Origin of the sequence: Arenibacter echinorum (assembly GCF_003259375.1) — a bacterium.
GTDB lineage: Bacteria > Bacteroidota > Bacteroidia > Flavobacteriales > Flavobacteriaceae > Arenibacter > Arenibacter echinorum.
This window is the reverse complement of sequence record NZ_QLLN01000003.1, coordinates 193,970-219,923: the sequence shown is the minus strand read 5'-3', so window position 1 is coordinate 219,923 and position 25,954 is coordinate 193,970. Positions and strand designations below refer to the sequence as shown.

General features: G+C 38.0%; 14 protein-coding genes. 12 read left to right on the top strand and 2 right to left on the bottom strand.

Going from position 1 to position 25,954, the window contains the following annotated elements; all coding sequences use genetic code 11:
* Positions 1-39: 39 nt before the first annotated feature.
* Entirely contained in the window at positions 40-1,449 is a 1,410-nt protein-coding gene (locus LV92_RS08150; protein ID WP_111623162.1) for an MATE family efflux transporter, read from the bottom strand.
* Positions 1,450-1,606: 157 nt separating this feature from the next.
* Complete coding sequence (gene ccsA / locus LV92_RS08145) at positions 1,607-4,783, bottom strand: cytochrome c biogenesis protein CcsA (protein ID WP_111623161.1); 3,177 nt, start codon at positions 4,781-4,783, stop codon at positions 1,607-1,609.
* A 497-nt stretch (positions 4,784-5,280) separates the two neighbouring features.
* Here ccsA and LV92_RS08140 point away from each other — a divergent pair, with 497 nt between their 5' ends.
* From LV92_RS08140 to LV92_RS08085, 12 genes are all read left to right on the top strand, one after another.
* Positions 5,281-6,045, top strand: coding sequence for a Rossmann-like and DUF2520 domain-containing protein (locus LV92_RS08140; RefSeq protein WP_111623160.1), 765 nt, complete (start codon positions 5,281-5,283; stop codon positions 6,043-6,045).
* Positions 6,029-6,556, top strand: a complete 528-nt coding sequence (locus LV92_RS08135; protein WP_111623159.1) for a KdsC family phosphatase — start codon at positions 6,029-6,031, stop codon at positions 6,554-6,556. Before LV92_RS08140 ends, LV92_RS08135 begins: the two co-directional genes overlap by 17 nt.
* A 4-nt stretch (positions 6,557-6,560) precedes the next feature.
* Complete coding sequence (locus LV92_RS08130) at positions 6,561-7,148, top strand: Maf family protein (RefSeq protein ID WP_111623158.1); 588 nt, start codon at positions 6,561-6,563, stop codon at positions 7,146-7,148.
* Positions 7,149-7,183: 35 nt separating this feature from the next.
* Positions 7,184-8,134 (top strand): septum formation inhibitor Maf, encoded by a 951-nt coding sequence (locus LV92_RS08125; RefSeq protein WP_111623157.1) that lies wholly within the window; start codon positions 7,184-7,186, stop codon positions 8,132-8,134.
* Positions 8,135-8,139: 5 nt separating this feature from the next.
* Positions 8,140-8,688 carry a mechanosensitive ion channel domain-containing protein gene (locus LV92_RS08120; RefSeq protein WP_111623156.1) on the top strand — a complete coding sequence of 183 codons (549 nt, stop codon included), beginning with the start codon at positions 8,140-8,142 and terminating at the stop codon, positions 8,686-8,688.
* A 78-nt stretch (positions 8,689-8,766) separates the two neighbouring features.
* Positions 8,767-11,277: a PIG-L family deacetylase gene (locus LV92_RS08115; protein ID WP_111623155.1), complete on the top strand. Its 2,511-nt coding sequence runs from the start codon at positions 8,767-8,769 to the stop codon at positions 11,275-11,277.
* A 124-nt stretch (positions 11,278-11,401) separates the two neighbouring features.
* Entirely contained in the window at positions 11,402-13,108 is a 1,707-nt protein-coding gene (locus LV92_RS08110) for a sodium:solute symporter (protein WP_111623154.1), read from the top strand.
* A gap of 237 nt (positions 13,109-13,345) precedes the next feature.
* A complete protein-coding gene (locus LV92_RS08105) occupies positions 13,346-14,386 on the top strand; it encodes a LacI family DNA-binding transcriptional regulator (RefSeq protein ID WP_111623153.1) in 1,041 nt (346 codons plus the stop codon).
* A gap of 175 nt (positions 14,387-14,561) precedes the next feature.
* The gene (locus tag LV92_RS08100; protein WP_111623152.1) at positions 14,562-17,579 is read left to right on the top strand and encodes a SusC/RagA family TonB-linked outer membrane protein; all 3,018 of its coding nucleotides are present in this window, start codon (positions 14,562-14,564) and stop codon (positions 17,577-17,579) included.
* A 10-nt stretch (positions 17,580-17,589) separates the two neighbouring features.
* Entirely contained in the window at positions 17,590-19,167 is a 1,578-nt protein-coding gene (locus tag LV92_RS08095; RefSeq protein WP_111623151.1) for a SusD/RagB family nutrient-binding outer membrane lipoprotein, read from the top strand.
* 261 nt (positions 19,168-19,428) lie between these two features.
* On the top strand, positions 19,429-22,752 hold the full coding sequence (locus LV92_RS08090) for a VCBS repeat-containing protein (RefSeq protein ID WP_111623150.1): 3,324 nt from the start codon (positions 19,429-19,431) through the stop codon (positions 22,750-22,752).
* A 4-nt stretch (positions 22,753-22,756) separates the two neighbouring features.
* Complete coding sequence (locus LV92_RS08085; protein ID WP_146613524.1) at positions 22,757-25,885, top strand: DUF5107 domain-containing protein; 3,129 nt, start codon at positions 22,757-22,759, stop codon at positions 25,883-25,885.
* Positions 25,886-25,954 lie beyond the last annotated feature (69 nt).

The window sequence follows — 25,954 nt, the reverse complement described above, 5'->3', positions numbered from 1 at the left end:
ATTGATTAAGATAATGGTGCATAAAGTTACAAAAATAGCTCATACCTTAATTTCTTTCCATTTACCCTTTTTAAAGAGTATGTAGCTTATTACGGTAAGCAATATCTCAGCTATTGAAATGGCCAAAAATACCCAAACCGCCCCAAACTTAAATGTGATAGCCATAACATATGCAAAGGGAAGCTGTAATACCCAAAAAATTAAAAAATTAATTTTAGTAGGGGTCCTTGTATCTCCTGCTCCGTTAAATGCCTGGGTTAATACCATTCCGTACGCATAGAATACATAACCTGCTGCAATAATTTGTAAGCATAAAGTGCCATATTCAACAACTTGCGGTGTGGTATTAAAGAGCATAATAATTTTTTCTGGGAAGCATAAATATATTAATGAAATTGAAAACATAAAGATGGCATTATACTTGCCCGTTTTCCAAACAGATTCTTCGGCTCTATCAGGTTTATTGGCACCCAAATTTTGGCCTACTAAAGTAGCCGCCGCATTGCTCATTCCCCAAGAAGGCATTAAGGAAAACATTATTACCCTTATGGCAATGGTATAACCGGCCAGGACTTCACTACCAAATTCAGACATAATTCTCATTAAAAATATCCAACTAGACGTTCCAATCAAGAATTGTGCAATGCCACCAGCAGATACTTTAATGATGTTCATCATCACTTTAAATCGGATTACGATATCGGAAATGCCAATTTTGATCTTGCTCCATCCATAGAACAAAATAATAAACTGAAACAAGACTGCAGTTCCCCTTCCAATGTTGGTTGCTATTGCAGCGCCCATAACTCCATATTCGGGAATTGGTCCCCATCCAAAAATAAAGATTGGATCAAGAATAATATTGAGACCATTCGACAGTACTAATATCCACATGGCCACCGAGGCATCCCCCGCTCCTCTGAAAATTGCATTTATTAGGAAAAGAAGCAAAATAGTGATATTCCCTCCGATCATCAGCCGTGTGTATCCATGGCCCTCTTGAATAAGTTCAGAACTTCCCCCCATTAAACCAAGGATTTCCTTGGAGTATATAGCCCCGATTAATCCGGTGATAATGGCCACAGTTATCCCCAAAATGATGACTTGTACCGCCGATTCCCTAGCGCCTTGTAAATTTTTTTCACCAACCCTTCTGGCTACTATTGCCGTTGCGGCCATACTTAAGCCAATGGCTACGGCGTAAATCAATGTAATTACCGATTCTGTGAGTCCTATTGTGGCTACGGCATTGACACTAACCCTCGATACAAAGGCAATATCTACCAAGGCAAATATAGATTCCATCAACATTTCCAATACCATAGGAATGGAAAGCATAAAGATGGCTTTTCTGATGCTCCCAGTGGTAAAATCAGAGTCCTTGCCCGTTAAGGCAATAATAAAATACTTATATAATCTAGCTGGAGTAAGTTTGTTTGTATCCGGCATGTGTAAAGAATTATGTTATACGAAGAAAATAAACACCATCAATAGTTAAGAATTCAAAACATGAATTCTTAACATTCCTACTATGATGTCTATAAAAAACATAATTCCTTTACTTCATAATAACACAAAATTGCATAAATATTGCAACATATCAAAATTACTTGGCGTAGTATTTTTTATTTCGCCAGTAACTTAAAGCTCCCAATACCAATACCCCAAACACAGTGTAATAAATAAAAGTAGGGGTTATAACCTGTGCCCCACTTGCATAACTATGAAGCCCTACCAGATAGAAATTAACCCCAAAATAGGTCATCATAATACTACCAAAGGCAACTACACTTAGAAAATTGAACATCCATTTACCACGCAGACCAGGAATCAACCTTGTATGAATTACAAACGCATAGATCATAATTGAGATCAAAGCCCATGTTTCTTTTGGATCCCATCCCCAATATCGGCCCCAACTTTCATTGGCCCATTGCCCTCCCAAGAAATTACCTATAGTCAACATAACCAGACCTACCGTTAGGGACAGTTCATTGATAATGGTAAGTTCCTTGATATTCAAATCCATCCTTTCCTTGTTTTTGTTGTTCGTCATTATAATCAACAACAGGCTCACCACACCCAGGATCATACCTACGGTAAGGGGACCATAACTTCCAACAATTACGGCAACGTGGATCATTAGCCAGTAACTATCCAACACTGGGACTAGATTGGCTATTGAAGGATCTACCCAACTCTGGTGGGCAATCCATAATAACATAGCTGTTACAAAAGTAGCCGCAGCAACAGTCATATCACTCTTTTTACTAAAAAGGAGCCCCATACCCAAAGTTGCCCAGGAGACATATAAGATACTCTCATAAGCATCGCTCCAAGGTGCGTGTCCGGATATGTACCAGCGCATTGCAAGTCCGAGCGTGTGCAAGATGAAAAATAAATAAATTAAGACTTTGATACTGGCTATGCTAAATCGAAGCGCCTTTCTATCCCTAATAATCTGGAATACCAAGAGAACAAACATCAACAGACCAACAAGGGCATAATACTTATAAAGCTTATTATATAAATCGGCCTTGTTGTAAAATACTTCCGCGTTAATCTTGTTTTCCGATGGCAATACTTCACTACCATGGTTTTCCTGGTTCTTTTTAAACGCTGCGAGTAATTTATCGGCTTCGGAATAGTCTCCGCTATTTACGGCCTTTTCAAGGCTCATTAAATAAAAGGGAATTGCATTTTTTATGAAATTGGCATAAAGGGAATCCGATACCTGGAACTGGCCTCCCCTATATTCCACGGCTGAGATCCATTTATTATTCTCGTCATTGAGCAATGGGAATATCTTGACAATTTCACCTCCCAACGCCCTATTCAAGAGCACCAAACGTTCGTCCAAACTCTTAAAATCCTTTTGGTACTGGTTTGGGGTATTGGTAGCATAGGCCTCTTGAAGATAAGAGGTTAATTTGTATTGCCCTTTTTCATCAAAAAAATCAGTGGCCTTGGCAAACTTTTTACCATGTTCCAAACCTATGATCTTACGAATACTGTCGTTTTGCCCTTTTTTGTCCAAGGCAATAAATTCTGCATAATACCAGACCCGTGGATTCAGCATCATGGATAGAAATACCTGATCGGAATTAAAGTCGGTATACTTGTCTTTGAGACTTAATTTCCTCAACAGTTCGGAAGAGAATGTATTTATGGGTTTCATACGTCCTCCGGCATCCTGAATAACCAATTTGCCAAAAGATGCAGCATGCTCCTTTGAAGGGGTCATGGCGTGCAGCAATGAATCTACCTGCTCGGCAGTAGGTGTATTATCGTGTGCATGCGCATCTGCATCTACATTTTCCTGTGCCAACATACTTAAACTGCTACCGAGAATAAATAGCACTGCCAATTTGGATCTTTTATTTTTTAATTTTTCCAAGGAAGCACCCAAACTTTTAAACCTGGTCTTACCAAAAAACATAATACCCATAAGACCGGCATACAGTAGAAAATATCCAATATAAGTTATCCAAGTACCCCAAAAGTCATGGTTAACCGACAATACAGTACCCTTTTCATCAGGGTGAAAACTGGCTTGAAAAAAACGATATCCCTTGTGGTCCAATATATGGTTCATATAAATATCATAATCATAAGGACGTTCGTCCTCAATGGTAACCTTGCTCATAAACGAAGCATAGCTGTTCTCTGTTCCCGGATGCTTTTCGGCAATAAAATCGTTTAATTTAATTCCAAATGGCAAGGTATATACCTTAGATCCGTAGGACATATTAAAGGATAATCCTCCTACCTCAAATTCCCCTGAAAAATTGGCCACGCCTTTTGCTCCCAATAATTTTTTGTGCACTGTTTCACCATTGCTACTAATATCTACGATCAAGGCATCCAGGTCATTCTCTGTTTTTTCGTTCTCGGGAATGGAAATAACTCCATAAGATCCCTTGACAATCGGCTCGGGAATTACGAATTGCATGCCCGCGGTGGTATACAGGGATCTTAATTGCAGCGTTTGAAGACTATCTTTCAATAATTCTCCCTGCAACTGATCGGCCATTCTCATAAATTGTCCTTCAAAGGGCGATTTTATTTGATAATTACCATCAGACTCAATAATATTGATGGCGCCTTCGGTCATCTTGTTCAAGGAAAAGAGCACATTGTGAATGCTGCTAACCTCTCCACTTTCCAAATAATGCTCATGACGTTGTCCATCACCCGCTTCTACAATCTTTAAATATTCCTTTCCATTGGAATCTTCTACCAAACCTTCTTTTGCCCCCTCAATAAAGCCCACATAGGAAATGGTAAATGGTTGTCCGTTAAAATCTGACTTCCAGGGTAAGTTGGATTTAATAGCTTCAGAGGTAACCAATATATCGTCTTCCAATATCTTCCGCTTGGGCTCGTTGTCTATTTCCCCATCCACATAAACCGTTAGAAAGGTTTTGTCCGAGTAAAAAACATTTTCTGTATTTCCCTCCCTAATTGGCATCATTCCTTCGAAGCTTATGTAACGGGTAACAAATGCCCCAACAATAATTAAAATCCAAGAGAGGTGTAAAATAAGTACTGCCCATTTTTCCTTCCTCAGTAGGTTATAACGAGCAATATTCCCTACGAAATTGATGACAAAAAATACCATGATAGCCTCGAACCATGTGGTATTATATATCCAAATTCTTGCGGTTTCCGTACTGTACCAGCTTTCAATAAAAGTCCCAAAAGCCATTGCAGTAGCAAAAACAATAAATAAAACGGCCGTTAAACGTGTGGAAAAGAAGATTTTTTTAAGGAGTTCAATCATTTTGGCAGGAAAGGTTTGATTTAAACATGCAAAAATACATTTTTATAAGGGTTTAAATATTAAATCTTTTGTTAATTGAGTATTTACTTTTTTAAAATTTGAACAAATTTTTGACAGATAAAAACAGCTACTTTCCCTAAGGCAAGTGTTAATTGGAAAAAAGTACTTATGAATTTTCATTTTATATTTAGTTTCCGCTAAAATTATGTCGAATATTTTCCAGAGGATTTATCTATTGGTATTTGGATACATTCCTAAGGTTTAGGTTACATACAATTTTATAATTAAGATCTTTTAAATCCCAAGAAGGGTTGTGACATGAAGCGACCAAATAATGCATAGTCCTCATAGTTTGATTTTGAAGCGTTTCATTTAATCAGAAATTATCAACAAATAGCACGGAATTGGCTGCCCACTTCGGACTTATTAAAACAATAACATTCAAAAAACTTATCGCCTAGAACCCTATAATTTTGATTTAATATTTACTTTTGACTATGATATCTATTGTTTTACTAGGAACTGGCAATGTTGCCAAACATTTGTTCAATGCCTTTTTAGGTGTCAATGAAATAAATGTATTACAGGTTATTGGTCGGAACGAAGGCCACCTTGACCATTTTAAGGACAAGGTTCAAACTGGAACGGATTTTACCAAAATTACCGACGCCAATATTTATATTATTGCCGTGAGCGATGATGCCATTGCTCTGGTAGCACCTTATCTAAAAGATAAGAAAGGATTGGTGGTACATACCTCTGGAAGTGTACCCATAAAATCTCTAGGAGAGCTAAATAATAGCGGAGTCTTTTATCCATTGCAAACCTTTAGTGAAGGCAAAACAATCGATTTTAAAAAAGTGCCTATCTGCTTAGAGGCAGACCACAAGGGCGATATGGACAAATTAAGGAAATTGGCAGGACTCATCACTTTGGAGGTCCATGAGATTACGAGCGACCAACGTAAATCGCTTCACTTGGCAGCAGTATTCGTTAATAATTTTGCCAATTATCTTTTTACCATCGGCCACGACATTTGTACGGAACACAATATGCCCTTTTCCATGTTAAACCCTTTGATTAAAGAAACCGTTAATAAATTAGATTATTTAGCTCCCTTGGATGCCCAAACCGGACCGGCGAAAAGAAATGATGTTAAGACTATGGAAAGCCATTTAAATCAGCTAAAAAATAAAAATTATCAAGATATTTACAGCTTGTTAAGCAAATTGATAGGAGAAAGATATGGACAAAAGTTATAAGGAACTGCTTCAGGACATAACCACTTTTGTATTTGATGTGGACGGTGTATTTACGGATGGAAAAATTTTGATTACCTCTGATGGAGAAATGTTAAGGACTATGAACGTCCAGGATGGCTATGCTGTTAAGGTAGCCATTCAACAAGGGTATAATATCTGCATCATTTCCGGTGGAACCAATGAAGGCGTAAGATTGCGTTTAAGGGGTTTGGGAGTTACCGATATACATATGGGGGCACATCATAAAATAGACCCTTTTGACGAATACTTGGATATTTACAATATAAACCCGCAGCATGTTCTTTATATGGGGGATGACATCCCCGATATTCCTCCAATGAGATTGGCCGGTATTCCAAGTTGCCCACAAAATGCTGTCCCGGAAGTAAAGGCAATGTCCAAATACATCTCCCATAAACATGGAGGGGACGGATGTGTAAGGGATGTAATAGAACAGGTATTGAAGGTGAGAGGGCATTGGGCCGAAAATTTCAGCGCCAAGAACGATTAACAATATGCCCAACAACAAACTAAAGGAATATCGGGTTATACTAGCTTCGGCATCCCCTAGAAGACAGCAGTTCTTTAGGGAAATGGAAATAGATTTTACAGTACATCCCATACATGTAAAGGAAATATATCCCGATCATTTAAAGAGTGCAGAAATTTCGGATTATCTGTCAATATTAAAGGCTGCTGGATATGAAAAAAAACTGGAGAACAGGGATATCCTCATAACTTCCGATACCGTGGTTTGGCATAACAATGCCTCTTTGGCTAAACCTGCCGATCCTGACCAAGCCTTTTCCATGTTAAATACACTTTCCAACGATTGGCACGAAGTAATTACCTCTGTTTGTTTTACAACCAGGGAGCAGCAAATAACTGTAAATCAATGTACCAGAGTGAAATTCAAGGAATTGACCTACGGGGAAATTGAAAACTACATTCAGAACTATAATCCGTTCGACAAAGCCGGGGGCTATGGCATTCAGGATTGGATAGGACTTATTGGAATTGAAGAGATCCAAGGTTCCTATACCAATGTGGTAGGTCTGCCGACCCAATTGGTATACAAAACGTTAATGGCCATGGTGGGTTAGGTTATTTTGAATAATTTTAGGAAAATTTAATTTCTATGCAACGGCTGTTTACTTTCATTTTTGTCCACATAATATTATTATTGGTTCTTTTTAGCGCTTGTAAGGAAAACGCTAAAGAATCCGAAAACATTTCCTTGATAGGAAATGATATGAAAATGTCCGAGGCTAAACCAGTAAAAACTCCGTTATCCAAGGAGTTCAAAGATTATTGGTATGCCGGTAAGGCCGAAATCACTTCTTATAAATTGGAACAGGCCCGTTATGGTGAATTAAGGAACGGAAGTGCGGTTTTAATATACGTTACCGAACCTTTTTTGGCGGACAAACAGGTGAAGGCCGATCAATCCAACCCCGATAACGTATCTGTACTAAAACTGAACAGTACCAAAAATTTCTTAACCGGTATTTACCCCTATTCCATAATGAACAGCAGTTTTTATCCCGTATCGGACAATCAGCATGCCATAAAACTTACCACCTCTGTTCAGGAATGGTGCGGCCAGGTATTTGCCCAGTTGAACAACAGGGATAAATTTGAGGTAAATTCCTTTTCTTATTTTGAGAGCGAAGGTGATCAAACCATAACATTGGACAAAGCAAATCTAGAAGACGAAATTTGGAATAAAATAAGGATCAACCCCAACAACCTTCCTACGGGTAATATAAATATGGTTCCCTCTATGGAATATTTACGTTTGGTGCACAAACAACTAAAGGCCTATGAAGCCCAAGCAGAATTGAATACTGAAGCAACTCTTAACACCTACAAAATTACTTATCCTGATTTGGACAGAACCTTGGAAATTAACTTTTCCAAATCCTTCCCTCATACCATTGAAAATTGGTCAGAAACTTCTAAAAGTGGGTTCGGGCCCAATGCACAAACACTTACTACCACGGCAACAAAAATAAAAACATTAAAAAGAGCTTATTGGCAGGAAAACAAAAATAGTGATGTATTTTTGCGCGACAGTTTAGGATTATAATTTTTATGGAAACATTTTATTTGGAGTACAAAAATGAACTTTTAGGCACTGGCATATGTTTATTAGTGCTATTGATATTAAAGTATTTAGGTACCAAAGCAATACAAAAAGTTGGTAAAATAAGTGATATTAATGAGGTCCGTACGCGGTTGATCGTAAAATACTCCACTGTTGGACTTACCACATTTGGAATAGTTGCCTTGATTCTGATCTGGGGAGTAGAAATGAAGGATATCGGCCTTGTCTTTTCCTCTGTTTTTGCTGTTATAGGAGTGGCGCTTTTTGCCCAATGGTCCATATTGAGCAATGTTACTGCCGGGGTTATCCTATTTTTCTCATTTCCATTCAAAATTGGGGATAAAATTAAAATAATGGACAAGGAAATTGAATTGCCCAATGAAGTATATCTTATTGAGGATATTAGGGCATTTCATGTGCATCTTAGAAGGAATAACGGAGAACTTTTCACCTACCCCAATAACATGATGCTTCAGAAAGCCATAGCTTTGGCACAAACCTATGAAGACTCCTTGGAAAGCAGCGAAGTTTTATAAGGTGTTAAAGTAGTTGTAAAAATTACAGCCACGGATTTTATATTTTTATATTTGGGAACCAACTAAAACATAAATTATATGCGCCTTCCTTGGGTATTCTTTTTTGGGATACTACTTTCATGCCAACTTATTGACGCTCAAGCACCTAAAAAAAATACATCTTCGGACATATTTAATTCCCTTCAAAAATTAAATTTTTTGGGTTCGGCCCTTTATATTGCCGCACATCCCGATGATGAAAATACACGACTAATTTCCTACCTTTCCAATGAAGTAAAGGCTAAAACTGCTTACTTATCTCTAACCCGAGGGGATGGAGGCCAAAATTTAATAGGTTCCGAACTAAGGGAGTTGCTGGGAGTTTTAAGAACACAGGAATTGTTGGCTGCCAGACGTATTGATGGTGGGGAACAATTTTTTACAAGGGCGAATGATTTTGGCTACTCCAAACATCCGAACGAAACCCTTAAAATTTGGAACAAAGAGGCTGTGTTAAGTGATGTCATCTGGATTATACGCAATTTTAAACCAGATGTTATTATCAATAGATTCGACCACAGATCACCTGGTTCTACCCATGGCCATCACACCTCTTCGGCCATGCTTAGTTATGAGGCCTTCGATTTGGCCAACAATCCAAATGTATATCCGGAACAATTAAAAAGCACGGAGGTTTGGCAACCAAAACGACTTTTTTTTAATACCTCTTGGTGGTTTTATGGTAGCGAGGACAAATTTCAAAAAGCGGACAAATCCAAAATGATCGATCTGGATGTTGGGGTCTACTATCCACTAAGGGGGGTGTCTAACAACGAAATAGCATCTCTTGCGAGTAGCCAGCATTTGTGCCAGGGTTTTGGAAGATTGTCAACGCGGGGTGGTGAGAATGAGTATATAGAACTTCTAAAGGGCGACCTTCCAAATAATAATTCCGATATTTTCGACGGAATAAATACTACTTGGTCACGCGTTGAAGGCGGTGAAGCCGTTGGGAAGATTTTATATGAAATTGAAAGAAATTTTAATTTTGTCCAACCGTCAACACACCTGCCACAACTTATTGAAGGGTATAAGGCCATTTTGAAATTGCAGGATGAGCACTGGAAGGAAATCAAGAAAAAGGAGTTGGAAGACATTATCCAATCGGTTTGTGGACTTTATTTGGAAGCTACTGCTACAGAATCCAATACTTATCCCGGAAGTACTATCGACATAAATATTGAAGCATTGAATAGAAGCAATACCGACATTAATCTATTAGCTGTTTCCTCTGGCCAGGATAATCGTGTAAATAAAAATATCGCCCTAAAAGAAAACAAGAAGGAGTTATTCCAGATAAATCTAAATGTTCCCAGTAATAAGGGATACACCAGTCCATATTGGCTAAACAATAAGGGCACTACGGGAATGTATAAGGTAACGGACCAAAATCTAATTGGTAAACCAGAAACGCCCAATGCCTGTGAGGTAAGTTTTGAAATGGTATTCAATGGATTTACCATAAATATTAAAAAACCCATTGTATACAGATATTCCAAACCTGAAAAAGGTGAAATTTATCAGCCCTTTGAAATATTGCCGGAGGCAACAGCGAGTTTTAAGGATAAGGTAATCATATTTGCCAACTCCGAACCCAAGGAGATTCCGGTTACTATAAAAGCGCTTAAAGACAATGTTAAGGGAGAACTACAGCTGTGTTATGGAAAAGGTTGGAAAGTTGATCAAGAAATAAAATCTTTTGAAATAGCAAAAAAGGGTGATCAGCGAATATTACAATTCCTCTTGACTCCACCATCCACCGAAAATGAAAATTATATATCTCCTATAATTAAAGTGGATGGTAAGGAAATAACTAAAGAATTGATAGAAATATCCTATGACCACATCCCCAAACAATCTGTGTTAATGCCTTCCGAGACCAAAGTGGTTCGACTGGACATTAATAAGAATGGAGAAAATATAGGATATATAAACGGGGCTGGTGATGAAATTCCTGAAAGTCTGTTACAAATAGGATATAAGGTTGAAAAAATAGACCCTTCCACCATACAAGCCGGATCCTTGGCCAAATTTGATGCCATTGTTGTTGGCATAAGGGCATACAATGTTGTGGATGAATTAAAATTTAAGCAACGTTATTTATTAGATTATGTAAAGGAGGGCGGTAACTTAATTATTCAGTACAACACCGCTGGCAGAAATGGATTGGACATGGAAAACCTTGCCCCCTACCCCTTATCCATTTCCCGTGATAGGGTAACGGATGAAACCTCCAATGTAAGCATACTGGCGAAAACACATGCCCTTGTCAACTATCCAAATAAAATAACCCAAAACGATTTTAACGGTTGGGTACAGGAACGTGGTCTGTATTTTCCAGATCAATGGTCCAAGGAGTTTACTCCTATACTTTCAATGAACGATGAAGGGGAGCCAGCTTTATCCGGTAGTCTATTAGTTGCACCTTACGGTAAGGGAAACTATATTTATACGGGATTAAGTTTTTTCAGGGAGTTGCCGGCGGGGGTAACCGGTGCCTATAGACTGTTCGCCAATATGCTTTCCCTTAAACAGGATAGCCAAAAATAAAAAACAAATAACAAGAATATTATGTTCGAGAAATTTGATTGGAAAAAAGAGTATACGCTAGTATTAGTGCTTAATATCATATATATTATTGTTTTTTATTTAATAATGACCGGAAACCGATAAAATGGCTGAAATAGATTGGATCATACTTATTGGAACCCTTATTTTCATAGTTGGATATGGTGTTTGGAGGACAAAGGGAAGTAAAGATGTAAAGGACTATGTCCTTGGCGGTCACGATGCCAAATGGTGGACCATTGGTCTTTCCGTAATGGCAACACAGGCCAGTGCCATAACATTTCTATCCACTCCCGGGCAGGCCTTTCATGATGGAATGGGATTTGTACAGTTTTATTTTGGCCTGCCGCTGGCCATGATTATCATATGTATAGTTTTTGTACCCATTTATCACCGGCTCAATGTATATACCGCCTATGAATTTTTAGAGAATCGATTTGATCTAAAAACAAGAACCCTGGCAGCATTGTTATTTTTAATTCAACGTGGTCTTGCCGCCGGTATTACCATTTTTGCTCCTTCAATTATTCTTTCTGCTGTATTGGGGTGGGATCTAAAAACTCTTAATATTTTAATAGGTATTCTTGTAATAATTTATACCGTCTCTGGTGGTACCAGAGCTGTAAGTGTTACGCACAAACAGCAAATGTTCATCATAATGACAGGGATGTTTATTGCATTCTTTTTTATACTTGGCTATTTACCGGAAGACATTACTTTTAGTAAGGCACTCAAAATTGCCGGGGCTAGCGATAAATTGAATATTTTGGACTTCAGTGTCAATACCACAAGTCGTTATACCTTTTGGAGTGGAATTACAGGAGGTCTTTTTCTTGCCTTGGCCTATTTTGGAACAGACCAAAGTCAGGTTCAAAGATATCTTTCTGGAAAAACTGTAAGGGAAAGTCAGCTTGGGCTTATATTCAATGGCTTGCTTAAAATACCTATGCAATTCTTTATCTTATTGGTGGGTGTAATGGTATTTATATTTTTTCAATTCAACCATTCTCCTTTAAACTTTAATCCAGCAGCTACAAATGCCATATTGGAATCTACCTATTCGGAGGATTACAAGTTATTGGAAGAGGCACATTTGGTTTTGGAGGACGAAAAAAGAATGGCCCAAAATAAATTTTCAGGCGCCCTTGATCTCAAGGAGTACGATGCCATTGAGGATGCCAAACAACATATTATAAGTATAAACAATAAGGATAAGGAAAATAGAAAGGCTGCCCAGGCTTTAATTTCTATGGCCGATGATGGTGTAGAGACCAATGACAAAGATTACGTTTTTATTCATTTTATTTTAAATTTTTTGCCCAAAGGACTTATTGGCCTTTTATTGGCTGTGATTCTTTCAGCTGCTATGTCCTCTACCGCCTCTGAATTAAATGCTTTGGGAACGGTTACATCTTTGGATTTATATAAAAGAAATAAGAAAGGTGAATTTACACAGGCGCATTATGTAAAGGCATCAAAATTATTTACCCTTATGTGGGGTGCTGTGGCCATTGCAATTGCTTGTGTGGCCAACCTATTTGATAATCTCATTCAATTGGTCAATATTATAGGCTCTATTTTTTATGGGAACGTTCTAGGTATTTTTATGATCGCCTTCTTTCTTAAATTCATAAAGGGCAATGCCGTTTTTGTAGCAGCCTTAATAACACAGTGTATCGTAATAATTGGCTGGAGTTATGACTGGATGTCCTATTTATGGTTAAATGCCTTCGGTTGTTGCCTGATAATAGTATTGGCAACCATATTGGAAGGTTTTGATCGTCTTCTTAAAAATCCCCCTATAGAGGCATAATATTTCACTGCATTTTAATTGTTTTAATATTGCACCTAGGTGCAAAAACGAACTTTTAACTATCCATTTTTACTTGGATACAGATAGCTCTGATAGTTAGTATAAACTGAAAATTTATCAAGTCCACGAAAATTTTAGGTAATTTATATGGATTATTTCTATATTTATTGTTAGCAAACTGTTAAAAGTTTCTTGATATGCCAAAAATAAAATCCTGTTCTCGTATCCAGTACTACAATGATTAAGGAGAAATATACTATAAAGGACATTGCCCAAATGGCAGGTGTTTCCAAGGGAACAGTAGATAGGGTATTGCACAAACGAGGCAAAGTTTCCAAAAATGCTTTCGAAAAAGTAGACAAGGTATTAAAGGAGATCGACTACAAGCCCAATCCCATTGCCAGGAACCTTAAAAAAAACAAAACTTATAGTATCCATGTTCTGCTTCCGGATCCGAATAAGGACCCCTATTGGATTCCTGCCTATGAAGGAGTTGTAGAGGCTTCTAATCAGTTCACCCCGTTTGGAATACTTATTAAGAAGTTTTTTTATGACCCTACAGATAAATCTTCCTTTATGGGTCAATCACATGAAGCTATCATATCACAGCCCGATGTACTTTTGATGGCACCCATTTTTGAAAATGAATCCCAAGTGGTGTTAGGACAATGTTGTGTAGCCAAGATTCCGGTAGTTCTGTTCAACAATCATATAAATTGTTTTAAGGAACAGATTTTTATAGGTCAGGACCTAAATCAAAGTGGCAGGGTTGCCGCAAGTTTAATGGAGAAAATAATTGGAAAGAATGATGGAATAGCTATTATCCATATAAACAAAGAACCACATATGCAAACAAAGGAAAATGGGTTTATAGAGTTTTTTACGGAAAAGTCGGACAATAATCACATTATGGTTTCCAAAACTTTTAATTCAGCTGAAGAAAACGTTTTTAAACATGAAGTATCCCAATTCATAAAAAGTAACCCAAAAATTAGCGCCTTTTTTGTAACCAATTCAAAGGCATATATGTTGGTAGAAGCTTTTCAAGATCTTAACAAAGATGATGGGATTATAATAGGATACGATTTGTTAAAGCCTAACATTAAGTACCTGAAACAGGGGGATATAAAATTTTTAATTCACCAGAAACCAAAAAGGCAGGCATTTCTCAGTGTTAATTATTTGGCAGAACATTTCCTTTTCGGAAAGCCCTTGCCTCCGCATGAGTTCCTTCCTATAGATGTTATTACTACAGAAAACGCGCACTATTACCTTTAATTAGGTTGGTAAAACAGAATACTATTCAGCAATAACCTTAAAAAAATTAAGGTTTTATTTAATGTGCTCGAACACATTAACACCGATACTATTTGTTTTATTAAAAAAAAAGATTAATTTCACTCTTAACTTAATATTAACAAACAACTAATTTATTAACTCAAACAATTTTATTATGGTCAAAAAATTGCTATTATTTTTTGTACTAGTGTTCGGAGCTTATCCGTTACTGGCGCAAAGCAAAACGGTGACAGGTACGGTCACCGATGCTACGGATGGTTCCCCTCTACCAGGTGTAAACGTACTTGTACAAGGAACCACAACTGGATCTCAGACTGATTTTGATGGAAATTATTCCATTGAGGCAGAAAACGGAAGCGTATTGGTATTTTCATTTCTTGGAATGAAATCCCAATCTGTAACCGTAGGAGCATCAAATACAATTAATGTATCTATGCAAGAAGATGCGGAACAACTGGGCGAAGTGGTTGTAACGGCATTGGGTATTAAAAGGGAAGAAAAAACCTTAACCTATGCCCAGCAGACCGTTCGGGCAGATGAGTTGACCGCAACCAGAGATCCTAATTTCATGAACAGTATATCCGGTAAAGCTGCCGGTGTTGAAATTAAGAAAAGTAGTTCTGGTGCTGGTGGATCTACAAAAATCGTTCTTAGGGGTAACAAATCCTTGAGTGGTGATAGTTCACCATTATTTGTAATTGATGGTATTCCTATGGCCAACAATAAAGGAGGCCAACCAGGAATGTGGGGAGGAGTTGATGCCGGTGACGGACTTTCAGCCATTAACCCGGACGATATTGAGAGTATCAGTATTCTTAAAGGTTCCAACGCTGCCGTACTTTATGGTAGTCAAGGTGCCAACGGGGTTGTTGTTATAACCACCAAGGCAGGTAAGTCTGGTAAAACCACCGTAAGCTTAAATTCCGGTTATACTTTTGAACACTATCTTGAGTTGCCTGATTTGCAGTTTAAATACGGAGCTAATGGTAATGCCAAGGAAAGCTGGTCCACTACCCCCGGTGACTATCAAAGCAGTTATGTAGAAGAATTTTTCCAAACTGGTCATAACTTCAACAACACTGTAACCGTTAGTGGAGGAAATGATAATACCACAGCTTATTTTTCCTACGGTAATATTACTGCCTCGGGAATAACACCAGAGAATAAATACCAGAAGAATAACTTTACCTTTAAGCAATCTACAAAGATGTTCAATGATAAGGTAACTGTTACTTCCAGTGTTATTATGGCTTTGGAGGAAACAGAAAATAGGTTACCTTCAGGGTATTACCTAAACCCATTAACGGGGTTATATATGTTTCCAAGACAGAGAGATTTTTATAGTTTCAAGAACAATTACCAGACTTTTGACACTGACAGAAACTTATATGCACAGAACTGGTTTGTTGTGGATCACCATCAATCCAATCCTTATTGGATAATTAACAAAGAGCCTAAAACTGATGAAAGCAAAAGGATAATAGGTAGTTTGAGCCTTGAATATGATATTGCCGAAAAGCTTAAATTACAGGTGAGAGGTAACTATGATTATGCTGCAAAAGAGTTTGAACAACAGCACGCTGCTACCTCCAACTCTACTAACGTACACCCAAAAGGTGCTTGGGATTACAGAAAGTATGAGGACCAATTGGTATATACCGATGCTATTCTTAGCTACGATACCGATTTAAGTGACGACTTTAGTTTAAACGGTGTAGTGGGAGCAAGTTATCAGAAAACTGTTTACGGCGATGGGGTAAGTGTAGGTACCGGTACCTTAGGTTTACTTTATCCTAATGAGTTTACTTTTCAAAACTTACCAACCAACGTTCAGGTACTTTCAACCTATGACGGATCTGTTATTAAGCAAGGTGCTTTTGCCAACCTTCAATTGGGTTATAAGGAAATGTTATTCTTGGATCTATCTGGAAGAAATGACTGGGCTTCAACTTTGGCTCTAACAGGAAATGATTCTTATTTTTATCCTTCTGTTGGTGTAACCGGTATTCTTAGTGAAATGTTTACTATGCCAGAGGCTATTAGTTTTGGTAAATTAAGGGCTTCCTATACCCAAGTAGGTAACGAAGTACCTTTTAACAGAATTAATCCGCAAAACACTATTGCCAGTAATGGTGGTGTAAACAGAAATACGGTAAAACCATTTTTGGATGCGAAACCTGAAATTATTACCAGTTTGGAATTCGGTGCTGATTGGAGATTTTTTCAAAACAGATTGGGATTAGACATTACCTATTATAGTCTAACCAGTAAAGATCAGTTCATAGAAGTACCTTTATTACAATCCGAATCTGAGGGTGGATACACTACCAAATTCATCAATGCCGGGGAAATTACCAATAAAGGTTGGGAAATTACGCTTAACGCTACCCCTGTTCAGACTGATGATTTTCAGTGGGTTACGGCTTTTAACTTTACGAACAACACCAATGAAATTGTGGATATAGGACCAGATGATGATAAGGTAATCAATCTTGGATCTTCAGAAGGTTATCAATCCAAATTGGTTGAAGGTGGAGCTTTTAATGACCTATATGTACTTAAATTCTTAAGGAACGATCAAGGACAAATATTGTTTGATGGTGGAAAACCTTTAAGGACAGCAACTACTGAGCTAATTGGTAATTTGGATTCTGACTGGACCCTAGGCTGGAACAACAACTTTAGTTATAAGAGATTTACCCTTGGCATGCAAATAAATGGTAAATTTGGAGGTAACGTGTTTAGTCAAACCGAATCCATGTTGGACGGTGCAGGAGTTTCACAAAGAACTGCTGATGCAAGGGATGCAGGTGGTGTTACTGTTAACGGTGTAGACCAGACCTCTGGAGCAGCTATAACAACTGTGGATTCCGAAACTTGGTTTAGGGCCATAGGTGATAGAAACGGTGTTGGGGAGGCCTATGTTTATGACCGCACCAATATTAGAGTTAACCAACTTTCTTTGGGTTATAATATTGATGTGTCAAAATTAGGATTACCGATATCTGCGGCATCATTGTCTTTCATTGGAAACAATTTGTTCTATATCTACAAAGATGCTCCGTTCGACCCAGAATTGGCAATGAGTACCAATCAAAATGCTCAGGGATTGGATAACTTTAATCTTCCTTCAACAGGAACTTATGGATTTAATCTAAAAGTAACATTCTAATTTATAAAAGATGAAAAAGTTAATATATCTAATTACAATGGTCATTGCCTTTAGCGGATGTACCAACGATTTTGAAGAAACGAATACCAATCCATATCAAATATCCGGTGAATCATTAAAGCAGGATTTTAATCATGTGGGGGCATTTTATTCCTCTATGCTGAGCCAAATATTTGGTAACCAGGTAGACCATAACCTGACCAATGTTACCTTTGCGCAGCATTTGGCCACTCCTACCCCATTTGTTGGCGGTGTAAACAACACTACCTACTATATACGTTGGAATGGTTATTGGGCTAGGGAATACAATAATGTTATGGCTCCTGCCAAGCAAGTAATAGACATTGCAGCAGCGGATGGCTATGATGTATTCGTAGAATGGGCCAATTTAATTAGAATTGTATCCATGTCCAGGGTTACTACCTATTATGGACCAATTCTTTATACCAATTATGGTTCTACTGGAAGTGCACTTTATGATAGCGAGGAAACTTTATATAATGCTTTCTTTAGTGATTTAGATAGAATCATTTCAGTTTTCAGTGCCAATACGGACTATGTAGGTCTAACTAATTTTGATGCCAGTTATGGTGGAGATGTTAGTAAATGGGCAAAATATGCCAATTCATTGAGATTACAATTGGCCATGCGTATCTCCAAGGTAGCTCCTGACGTGGCTAAAACCCAAGGTGAGAAAGCTATGGCAGATCCAGTAGGACTAATTGAGACCAATGCTGACAATTTTAATATTTCTTTGTATGGCGTAAAATTTCACCCTGCACAAATTTGCTTTGAATGGGGCGATACTAGAATGAGTGCTACCATGGAGTCTATTTTGATTGGTTATAAAGACAACCGTATTGCGCCTTTCTTTGATCCAGTAACCGATATGTCTTTGGTAACTGATCACCCAGACTATCCTTACAAAGGTATCCGCAACGGTGCCGAATTGGTGGCCAAGGATGACCGATTGAGCTTTTCAACCATAGATATTTCGTTTAACGATCCCGCAAAAGTTACCAAACGTAAGGTAATGAGCGCCGACGAAGTATTCTTTATTAAAGCAGAAGCTGCTTTACGGGGATGGTCCGGTGCTGGAGATGCACAAGCCAATTATGAGGCTGGTGTTAGGGCTTCCTTTGAATTATGGGGAGCAGGTGGTGTTGATGCCTATTTAGCGGACAACACAAGTTTGCCAATAGATTATAATGATCCAGTCGCAGCAGGTGCCGTAAACGATTTTGTGAACCAGATCACCACAACGGTTGCTTGGGATGAGGCTGCGAGCAATGAGATTAAATTGGAGAAAATTATTACCCAAAAATGGATTGCTGCCTATACCAACGAAATGGAAGCCTGGGTAGACTACAGAAGAACCGGGTATCCAAAATTACCTCCCGTTTATCAAAATAGCAGTAATGCCGATTGGGGTGTTATTCCTGATGGCGAGGCTATTAAAAGAATGCCGTTCGTGAATACAGAACGCGAAGGTAATGCCGCTGGTGTTGCGGACGCAACGGCCAAATTAGGTGGACCGGATGAAATTGGAACACGACTTTGGTGGGATACTGGCGGACCAAATTTTTGATATTTAAAATTGTAATTTATTAGTGTTTAAGAGAAAACCTGTGACTTTAAAATCACAGGTTTTTTTTATTTGATCATCCTATAAGCAATTAAAAGATTATTATAAAAGTCTAAGAAATTCTTTTATATCCCCCCATTTATAGTGGTGAGTCCATAGAATTAATTAACTTACCTTTTGTAATTTTTACTGTTATATCATTGGCTTTTGATTTTATAATGCAATTCACAAAATCTAGCCTATGTTGATAAATTCCTAATTATTATGATTCAAAATATCACCAAAATATACCTTCTTGTTACGACATTATTTATTTTTTCTTGCCAAGGAGTAGATGATAGCAAAATGTTCTCCCTAATGCCGAGCAACAAAACTGGAATTACATTTAAACCTGTTTTACAGGAAACCGAAGAATTTAATATTTTAACCTATGGCTATATCTACAATGGTGGTGGCGTAAGTGCAGGTGACATCAACAATGATGGTCTTACGGACCTTTATTTTACAGCCAGCATGGTAGGAAGTAGGCTATATATTAACAAAGGCAACTTTAAATTTGAAGAGATTGCCCAAAAAGCTGGAGTATTTGCCGAAGGTTTGTGGAATACCGGAACCACCATGGCCGATGTTAACGGGGATGGTTTTTTGGATATCTATGTATGTAGATCGGCTGCCAAGGACGATTATAAAAGAAAGAACTTATTATTCATTAATAATGGGGATTTAACTTTTACGGAAAAAGCGGCGGAATACGGAATTGATGATAGTGGCTACTCCACTCAGGCTGCTTTTTTTGATTATGACAGGGATGGCGATCTAGATGTATATGTAGTAAACCATTCTTCACAGGAATATTCAAGCTTTAGACAAATATCCAATAACCTTAAGCAACAAAGAAACCCTGCCTATGAAGACCGACTTTATAGAAACGATAATGGAAAGTTTGTGGACGTAAGTGATTCGGCCGGACTTGTTTCAAATGTGTTAGGTTTTGGACTTGGTATAGCCGTATCGGATGTAAATAATGACAATTGGCCAGATATTTATATATCCAACGATTTTAAGGAACAGGACTATTTGTACATCAATAATCATGATGGTACTTTTACTGAAAGTCTCGAAGATTATATTGGGCACACCTCCCATTTTTCTATGGGTTCGGATGTAGCAGATATCAATAATGATGGCTTTCCGGAAATTATGACCTTGGACATGCTCCCAGAAAATAATTACCGCTTAAAGATGGTCTCCGGTCCGGACAATTATGACAAAAATACCTTCTTGGAGAAATCCGGATTCTATTATCAGACCATGAGAAATATGATGCATTTGAACAATCAAGGGAAATCTTTTTCTGAAATTGGACAATTTTCGGGCGTTTCAAATACTGACTGGAGTTGGGCCTCACTTTTTACTGATTTGGACAATGATGGTTTTAAGGATTTATTTATTACCAACGGTGTAAAACGGGACTACACTAATATGGATTTCTTAAATTTTGCGGTTCAGGATAGAGTCAATCAAAATAAAACCGGCGTTGAGACGGCCATTACCGATTTACTGGAGAATATGCCTTCTACCATTGAAGAGAATTATACCTATCACAACAACGGCGACCTTACTTTCTCCAAAGTGAATGAAGCTTGGGGCCTAAATCAGAAATCGCTTTCCAATGGAGCCGTATATGCCGACCTGGACAATGATGGAGATCTCGATCTGGTGGTCAATAACATAGACGAATACCCCTTTGTTTATAGAAACAATAGTGAACGACACAATTCCAACCACCACCTAAAAATTAATCTTAAAGGTGAAGGAAAGAACACTTCTGGCATCGGCTCCAAAGTCACTTTGGCTATTGGAAACAAATTACTTATGCAAGAATTGATGCCCACTAGGGGGTTTCAATCTTCTGTAGATTTTAATCTGATTTTTGGACTTGGGGATGCGGTTTCCGTAGATCAACTTAAGATTATTTGGCCTGATGGCAAGGTACAGGTTATGACCGATGTAAAGGCCGATCAAATAATTACCTTAAATCAAAAGGATGCAGCTTTAGTGGAGAATAATTCCGAAGCAATAGTTGGTAAAACCTTTTTTACGGACATAACTATAGACAGTCTTATCCCCTACAGGCATTTGGAGAATGATTATAATGATTTTAAACGGGAACAGTTGCTCCCCCAAAAATTATCAACCCAAGGACCTACCATTACCAAAGCGGACGTAAATAATGATGGCCTGGAAGATATATATGTCGGCGGTGCCAAAGGAAGTGAGGGGAGAATGTTGATGCAAACATCATCCGGAAATTTTTTACCCATCAATGAAAAAGTATTCATTGCAGATAAGGAATCGGAAGACATTGGCTCCCTATTCTTTGATGCGGATAACGATGGCGATATGGATCTATATGTGGTAAGCGGCGGAAACGATTTTGAAGAAGATTCCAGTGAACTACAAGACAGGCTTTACATAAATGACGGAAGAGGTAATTTTGTAAAAAGTGCCACAGGATTACCTAAAATGATTAGTAGTGGTTCCTGTGTGCATGCTAATGATATTGACGGGGATGGGGATTTGGACCTTTTTGTTGGTGGTAGATTGGTACCCGGGAAATATCCCACAGCGCCAAGAAGTTATATTTTACAGAACAATGGTAAAGGCGTTTTTATGGATATAACATTTACCATAAACCCAGATCTGGAATATCCTGGTATGGTTACAGATGCTCTCTGGACCGATTTTAATAACGATAATATTAATGATCTAATTTTAGTAGGTGAATGGATGAAAATCAGAACGTTCAAAAATGTAGATGGTAAACTTGTGGAAGTCTATGATGACAACGGTCTGAATGATTCCGAAGGATGGTGGAACAGTATTGAACAGGGAGATTTTGACAAGGATGGAGACATGGATTATATTATTGGAAACTTTGGTAGAAATTCTCAATTAAAAACGTCCATAGCTGAGCCGGTTGGTTTATATACCAAAGATTTTGATAACAATGGGTCCTTGGATCCTATAATGACTTCTTATAATATGGGGGAAGAATTCCCTGTGTTTTCAAAAGATGATATGGTGGGGCAATTAAGTGGGCTCAAAGGGAAATATTTAAATTATTCGGACTATGCCTCTGCAAAAATCACGGATGTTTTTAGCCATGAGGAATTAAAAGGGGCCATGGTCTTAAAAGCCAAAAATTTTGATAGTAGTTATATGGAAAATCAGGGTAACGGAAAATTTAAATTAATTCCATTACCCAACGAAACACAATTTTCCCCTATTTATGGAATTCTAATGGAGGATTTAAATAATGACGGCAATGAAGATATCGTCATGGGAGGTAATTTTTTCGGAACTCGAGTAAAATTTGGTAGGTATGATGCCAATAAAGGAATAGTCTTATTTGGTGATGGCAAAGGTAATTTTAAACCTTCTACAGTAATGGAAAGTGGTTTAAATATTGACGGAGAAATAAGGGATATCACCAAAATTACTTTGGCCGATAAATCAGAGGTAGTATTGTTCGTAAGAAACAACGATGCTATAGCAATGTATAAAATAGAATCAACTAAAAAATAGCAAAGTGAAAGTAAAGAATATCAGCTTAATAATTGCATTGGGATTATGTCTTGGAACCATGGCCCAAACGCCATCAGTGACCATAAAGGAGGAAATGATGTCCTTGGAAACGTATGACTTCAGTAAACCCAACCCCGTCCCTATCCTGACCGACAATGCCAAAATATTTCCGTATTTCAAGTATGAAGGATATGAAAATATCGCAAAGAGGAAAAATTGGAAGGTAGTTACTTTGGAGAATGAATTCATCAAAGTCTTTGTACTGCCCGAAATAGGTGGAAAAGTCTGGGGAGCAATAGAGAAAAGTACCGGGGAGGAATTCCTTTATAAAAATGAAGTAATCAAATTCCGGAATATTTCAATGCGTGGACCTTGGACCTCTGGAGGTATTGAATTTAATTTTGGAATTATAGGGCATCATCCGTCTACTGCTACTCCGGTAGATTATGTGGTAAAAACTAATGAAGATGGTAGTGTAAGCTGTATCGTAGGCAGCGCTGACCTCCCCTCAGATACGGATTGGAGGGTAGAAATTAGGCTTGAGAAGGACAAGGCCTACTTTGAAACCAATGCCTCTTGGTACAATGGTTCTCCTATTGATCAGTCCTATTACAATTGGATGACCGCTGCAGCGGTGGTTTCGGACGATTTGGAGTTCATATATCCAGGGAATCAATTTTTGGAACACGGAGGAGCAGCCAAACCATGGCCAATAGATGAAGAAGGCAGAGATCTTTCCCTTTATAAAAACAATAATTTTGACAAGGATATTTCCGAACATGTGGTAGGCGATTATAAAGATTTTTTTGGAGGGTACTACCACAATAGAAATTTTGGTTTTGGCCACTGGGCTCCCTATGAAGAAATGCCGGGACAGAAACTCTGGTTATGGTCCATGGCGAGGTCGGGAGGTATTTGGGAGGATTTACTTACTGACACCGATGGACAGTATATGGAATTTCAAGCGGGGCGACTTCTTAATCAATATTCTCCAGGAGAAACCAACCCCATTTCACAAGCAAATTTTGAACCCTATGTAATGGATCGTTGGAAAGAAATCTGGTTTCCTTTCAAAGAAATCGGTGGTATGGTAGATGCCACGGAATACGGCGTCCTTAACGTTAAGGAATCGGATAAAGGCCTCTATATCGGTATCAATGCCCTACAAAGTCTTAGGGATAATTTAACGGTATCCATCAATGGGAAAGAAGTTTATTCTGAGGAAATCGGCTTAGAGCCTATGGGAATTTTTTCCAAAGTGCTTCCATTAGAGCACTCCGGGGAAATAGTGGTGCAATTAGGCGATAAAAAATTATTTTATACCTCCAATGGCGAAAGTACCCTCATAAAACGTCCGTTTATTGATGATGAAGCACTTAAAGTCTCCAAGAGCGAACAACTGTACCATGAAGGTTGGGAGGCCCTAAAGTTTAGGGACTATGAACTTGCCGCCAAAAAATTAAATGAATTGGTGGCTTTTGATCCCTCGCATCAGGATGGACTCTTGAAGTTGGCAGGATTGGAATATCGAAAAACCAATTATGACAAAGCCCTGGAATATGTAAATAGGGTTTTAAAATTGGATACCTATAATACTGAAGCCAATTACTTGGCCGGAATTATATATCGTTCCCTAAATGATAGTATAAATGCTTTGGAATCTTTAGGCTGGGCGGCTAGAAGCATTAACTACAGATCTGTCTCCTATGCCCAAATGGCCGAAATTTATTTCTCGACACAAAATTTGGAAAGAGCGGATCTATATGCAAATAAGGCGTTGGATTACAATACCTACAATCTAAATGCGCGAAAAATTAAATTATTGTTGCAAAGGAAAAATAATAGGTCCAATGCATTTAATAAAGAATATGCCGAACTAATAAAAATAGATCCCCTGAATCATTTTGCTTTAATAGAATCCCAATTTTTATCCGGGCCTACCCCTCTAATTATGCCGAAGGAAATCAGTAATGAATTTCCCGATGAATCTATTCTGGAACAGGCCATTTATTACAAAGACATAGGATTGGTATCGGAGGCCATGGAGATTCTAAAATTGTCCAAAACATCAAATGCCAAAATACACCTTTGGTCAGCTTATTTATCCCAGGATATGGCTGCTGGGCCGGGTAATGAATATTTGGCTAAGGCCATAGCAGCTCCTGTGGATTTTGTTTTCCCCTATAGGCCCGAAACCATGGATGTTCTGCATTGGGCTATCTCCCAAAATGCAAATTGGAAATTTAAATACTACTTGGCGCAGAATTATATGGCTGTCGGACAAAAGGCTTTAGGATTACAGCTTCTAAAGGATTGTGGAAATGAACCAGATTCTGACATTTTTTATCGTTTTAGGGCAAGAATGTTCGAAAATGAAGATTATATTGCCAATGAAAAGGATTATTTAAAAGCTTTGCAGATAAACGGTTCTGATTGGAAACTTAAGGAAGAAGTAGTTCAATTTTATTTAGACAATAATAAAATTGAACAAGCGTATAAATTGGCTAAAAAGTCATATGCCAAATACCCCAACAATGCCAACATAGGGTTGATTTATGCCAAATCCTCCCTTTTGAACGATCAGTATGGGGAAACCATTGAAGTCTTAAAAGACATAATGATATTGCCTTTTGAACATGCTTCTGAAAGTAAAAAAATATATACCGAAGCTCATATATTAATGGCTTTGGACAATATGAAAGCCAAGAATTACAAGAGGGCAATATCCTTTCTGGAAGCGTCAAAAGAATGGCCAGAAAACCTGGGAGTTGGAAAACCTTTCCATGCCGATGAAAGACTACAGGATTATCTACTCGCGGTAAATTTTGAATTGCTCAAAGATTCAAATAAAAGTGAACAGTTATTGACAGGTATATTGTCCTATCAGAATAAGAACAATCAGAAGGTGGTATACCCCAATGAGCTGTTTGAACTTTTGTCCCTAAAAAAATTAGGGAAGAGCTCGGAATTGGAATCTTCTATAAAACGAATTTCAAATATCAAAACCAGCGCAATGGGTGAGTTGGTTTTGTCATTGTACGGTAATGTTACTTCGGCAATGCAGGATATAAGAAACCAAAACGTTTTGAGCAATTCGTCGCTGAGGATAATGGAAGCAGCCAGTAAATATTGATTGCAGCTATTAGAGAGATAATAATTTAAAGGTCAGTACTGAGGTCCTAGGAATTACGAACCATTGATA

Bases quoted from the DNA above. Each gene is read 5' to 3' on its own strand.
- LV92_RS08135 (WP_111623159.1), top strand. From the start codon at position 6,029: ATGGACAAAAGTTATAAGGAACTGCTTCAGGACATAACCACTTTTGTA.
- ccsA (WP_111623161.1), bottom strand. From the start codon at position 4,783: ATGATTGAACTCCTTAAAAAAATCTTCTTTTCCACACGTTTAACGGCC.
- LV92_RS08100 (WP_111623152.1), top strand. From the start codon at position 14,562: ATGGTCAAAAAATTGCTATTATTTTTTGTACTAGTGTTCGGAGCTTAT.
- LV92_RS08105 (WP_111623153.1), top strand. From the start codon at position 13,346: ATGATTAAGGAGAAATATACTATAAAGGACATTGCCCAAATGGCAGGT.
- LV92_RS08130 (WP_111623158.1), top strand. From the start codon at position 6,561: ATGCCCAACAACAAACTAAAGGAATATCGGGTTATACTAGCTTCGGCA.
- LV92_RS08150 (WP_111623162.1), bottom strand. From the start codon at position 1,449: ATGCCGGATACAAACAAACTTACTCCAGCTAGATTATATAAGTATTTT.
- LV92_RS08110 (WP_111623154.1), top strand. From the start codon at position 11,402: ATGGCTGAAATAGATTGGATCATACTTATTGGAACCCTTATTTTCATA.
- LV92_RS08125 (WP_111623157.1), top strand. From the start codon at position 7,184: ATGCAACGGCTGTTTACTTTCATTTTTGTCCACATAATATTATTATTG.
- LV92_RS08090 (WP_111623150.1), top strand. From the start codon at position 19,429: ATGATTCAAAATATCACCAAAATATACCTTCTTGTTACGACATTATTT.
- LV92_RS08115 (WP_111623155.1), top strand. From the start codon at position 8,767: ATGCGCCTTCCTTGGGTATTCTTTTTTGGGATACTACTTTCATGCCAA.
- LV92_RS08140 (WP_111623160.1), top strand. From the start codon at position 5,281: ATGATATCTATTGTTTTACTAGGAACTGGCAATGTTGCCAAACATTTG.
- LV92_RS08120 (WP_111623156.1), top strand. From the start codon at position 8,140: ATGGAAACATTTTATTTGGAGTACAAAAATGAACTTTTAGGCACTGGC.
- LV92_RS08095 (WP_111623151.1), top strand. From the start codon at position 17,590: ATGAAAAAGTTAATATATCTAATTACAATGGTCATTGCCTTTAGCGGA.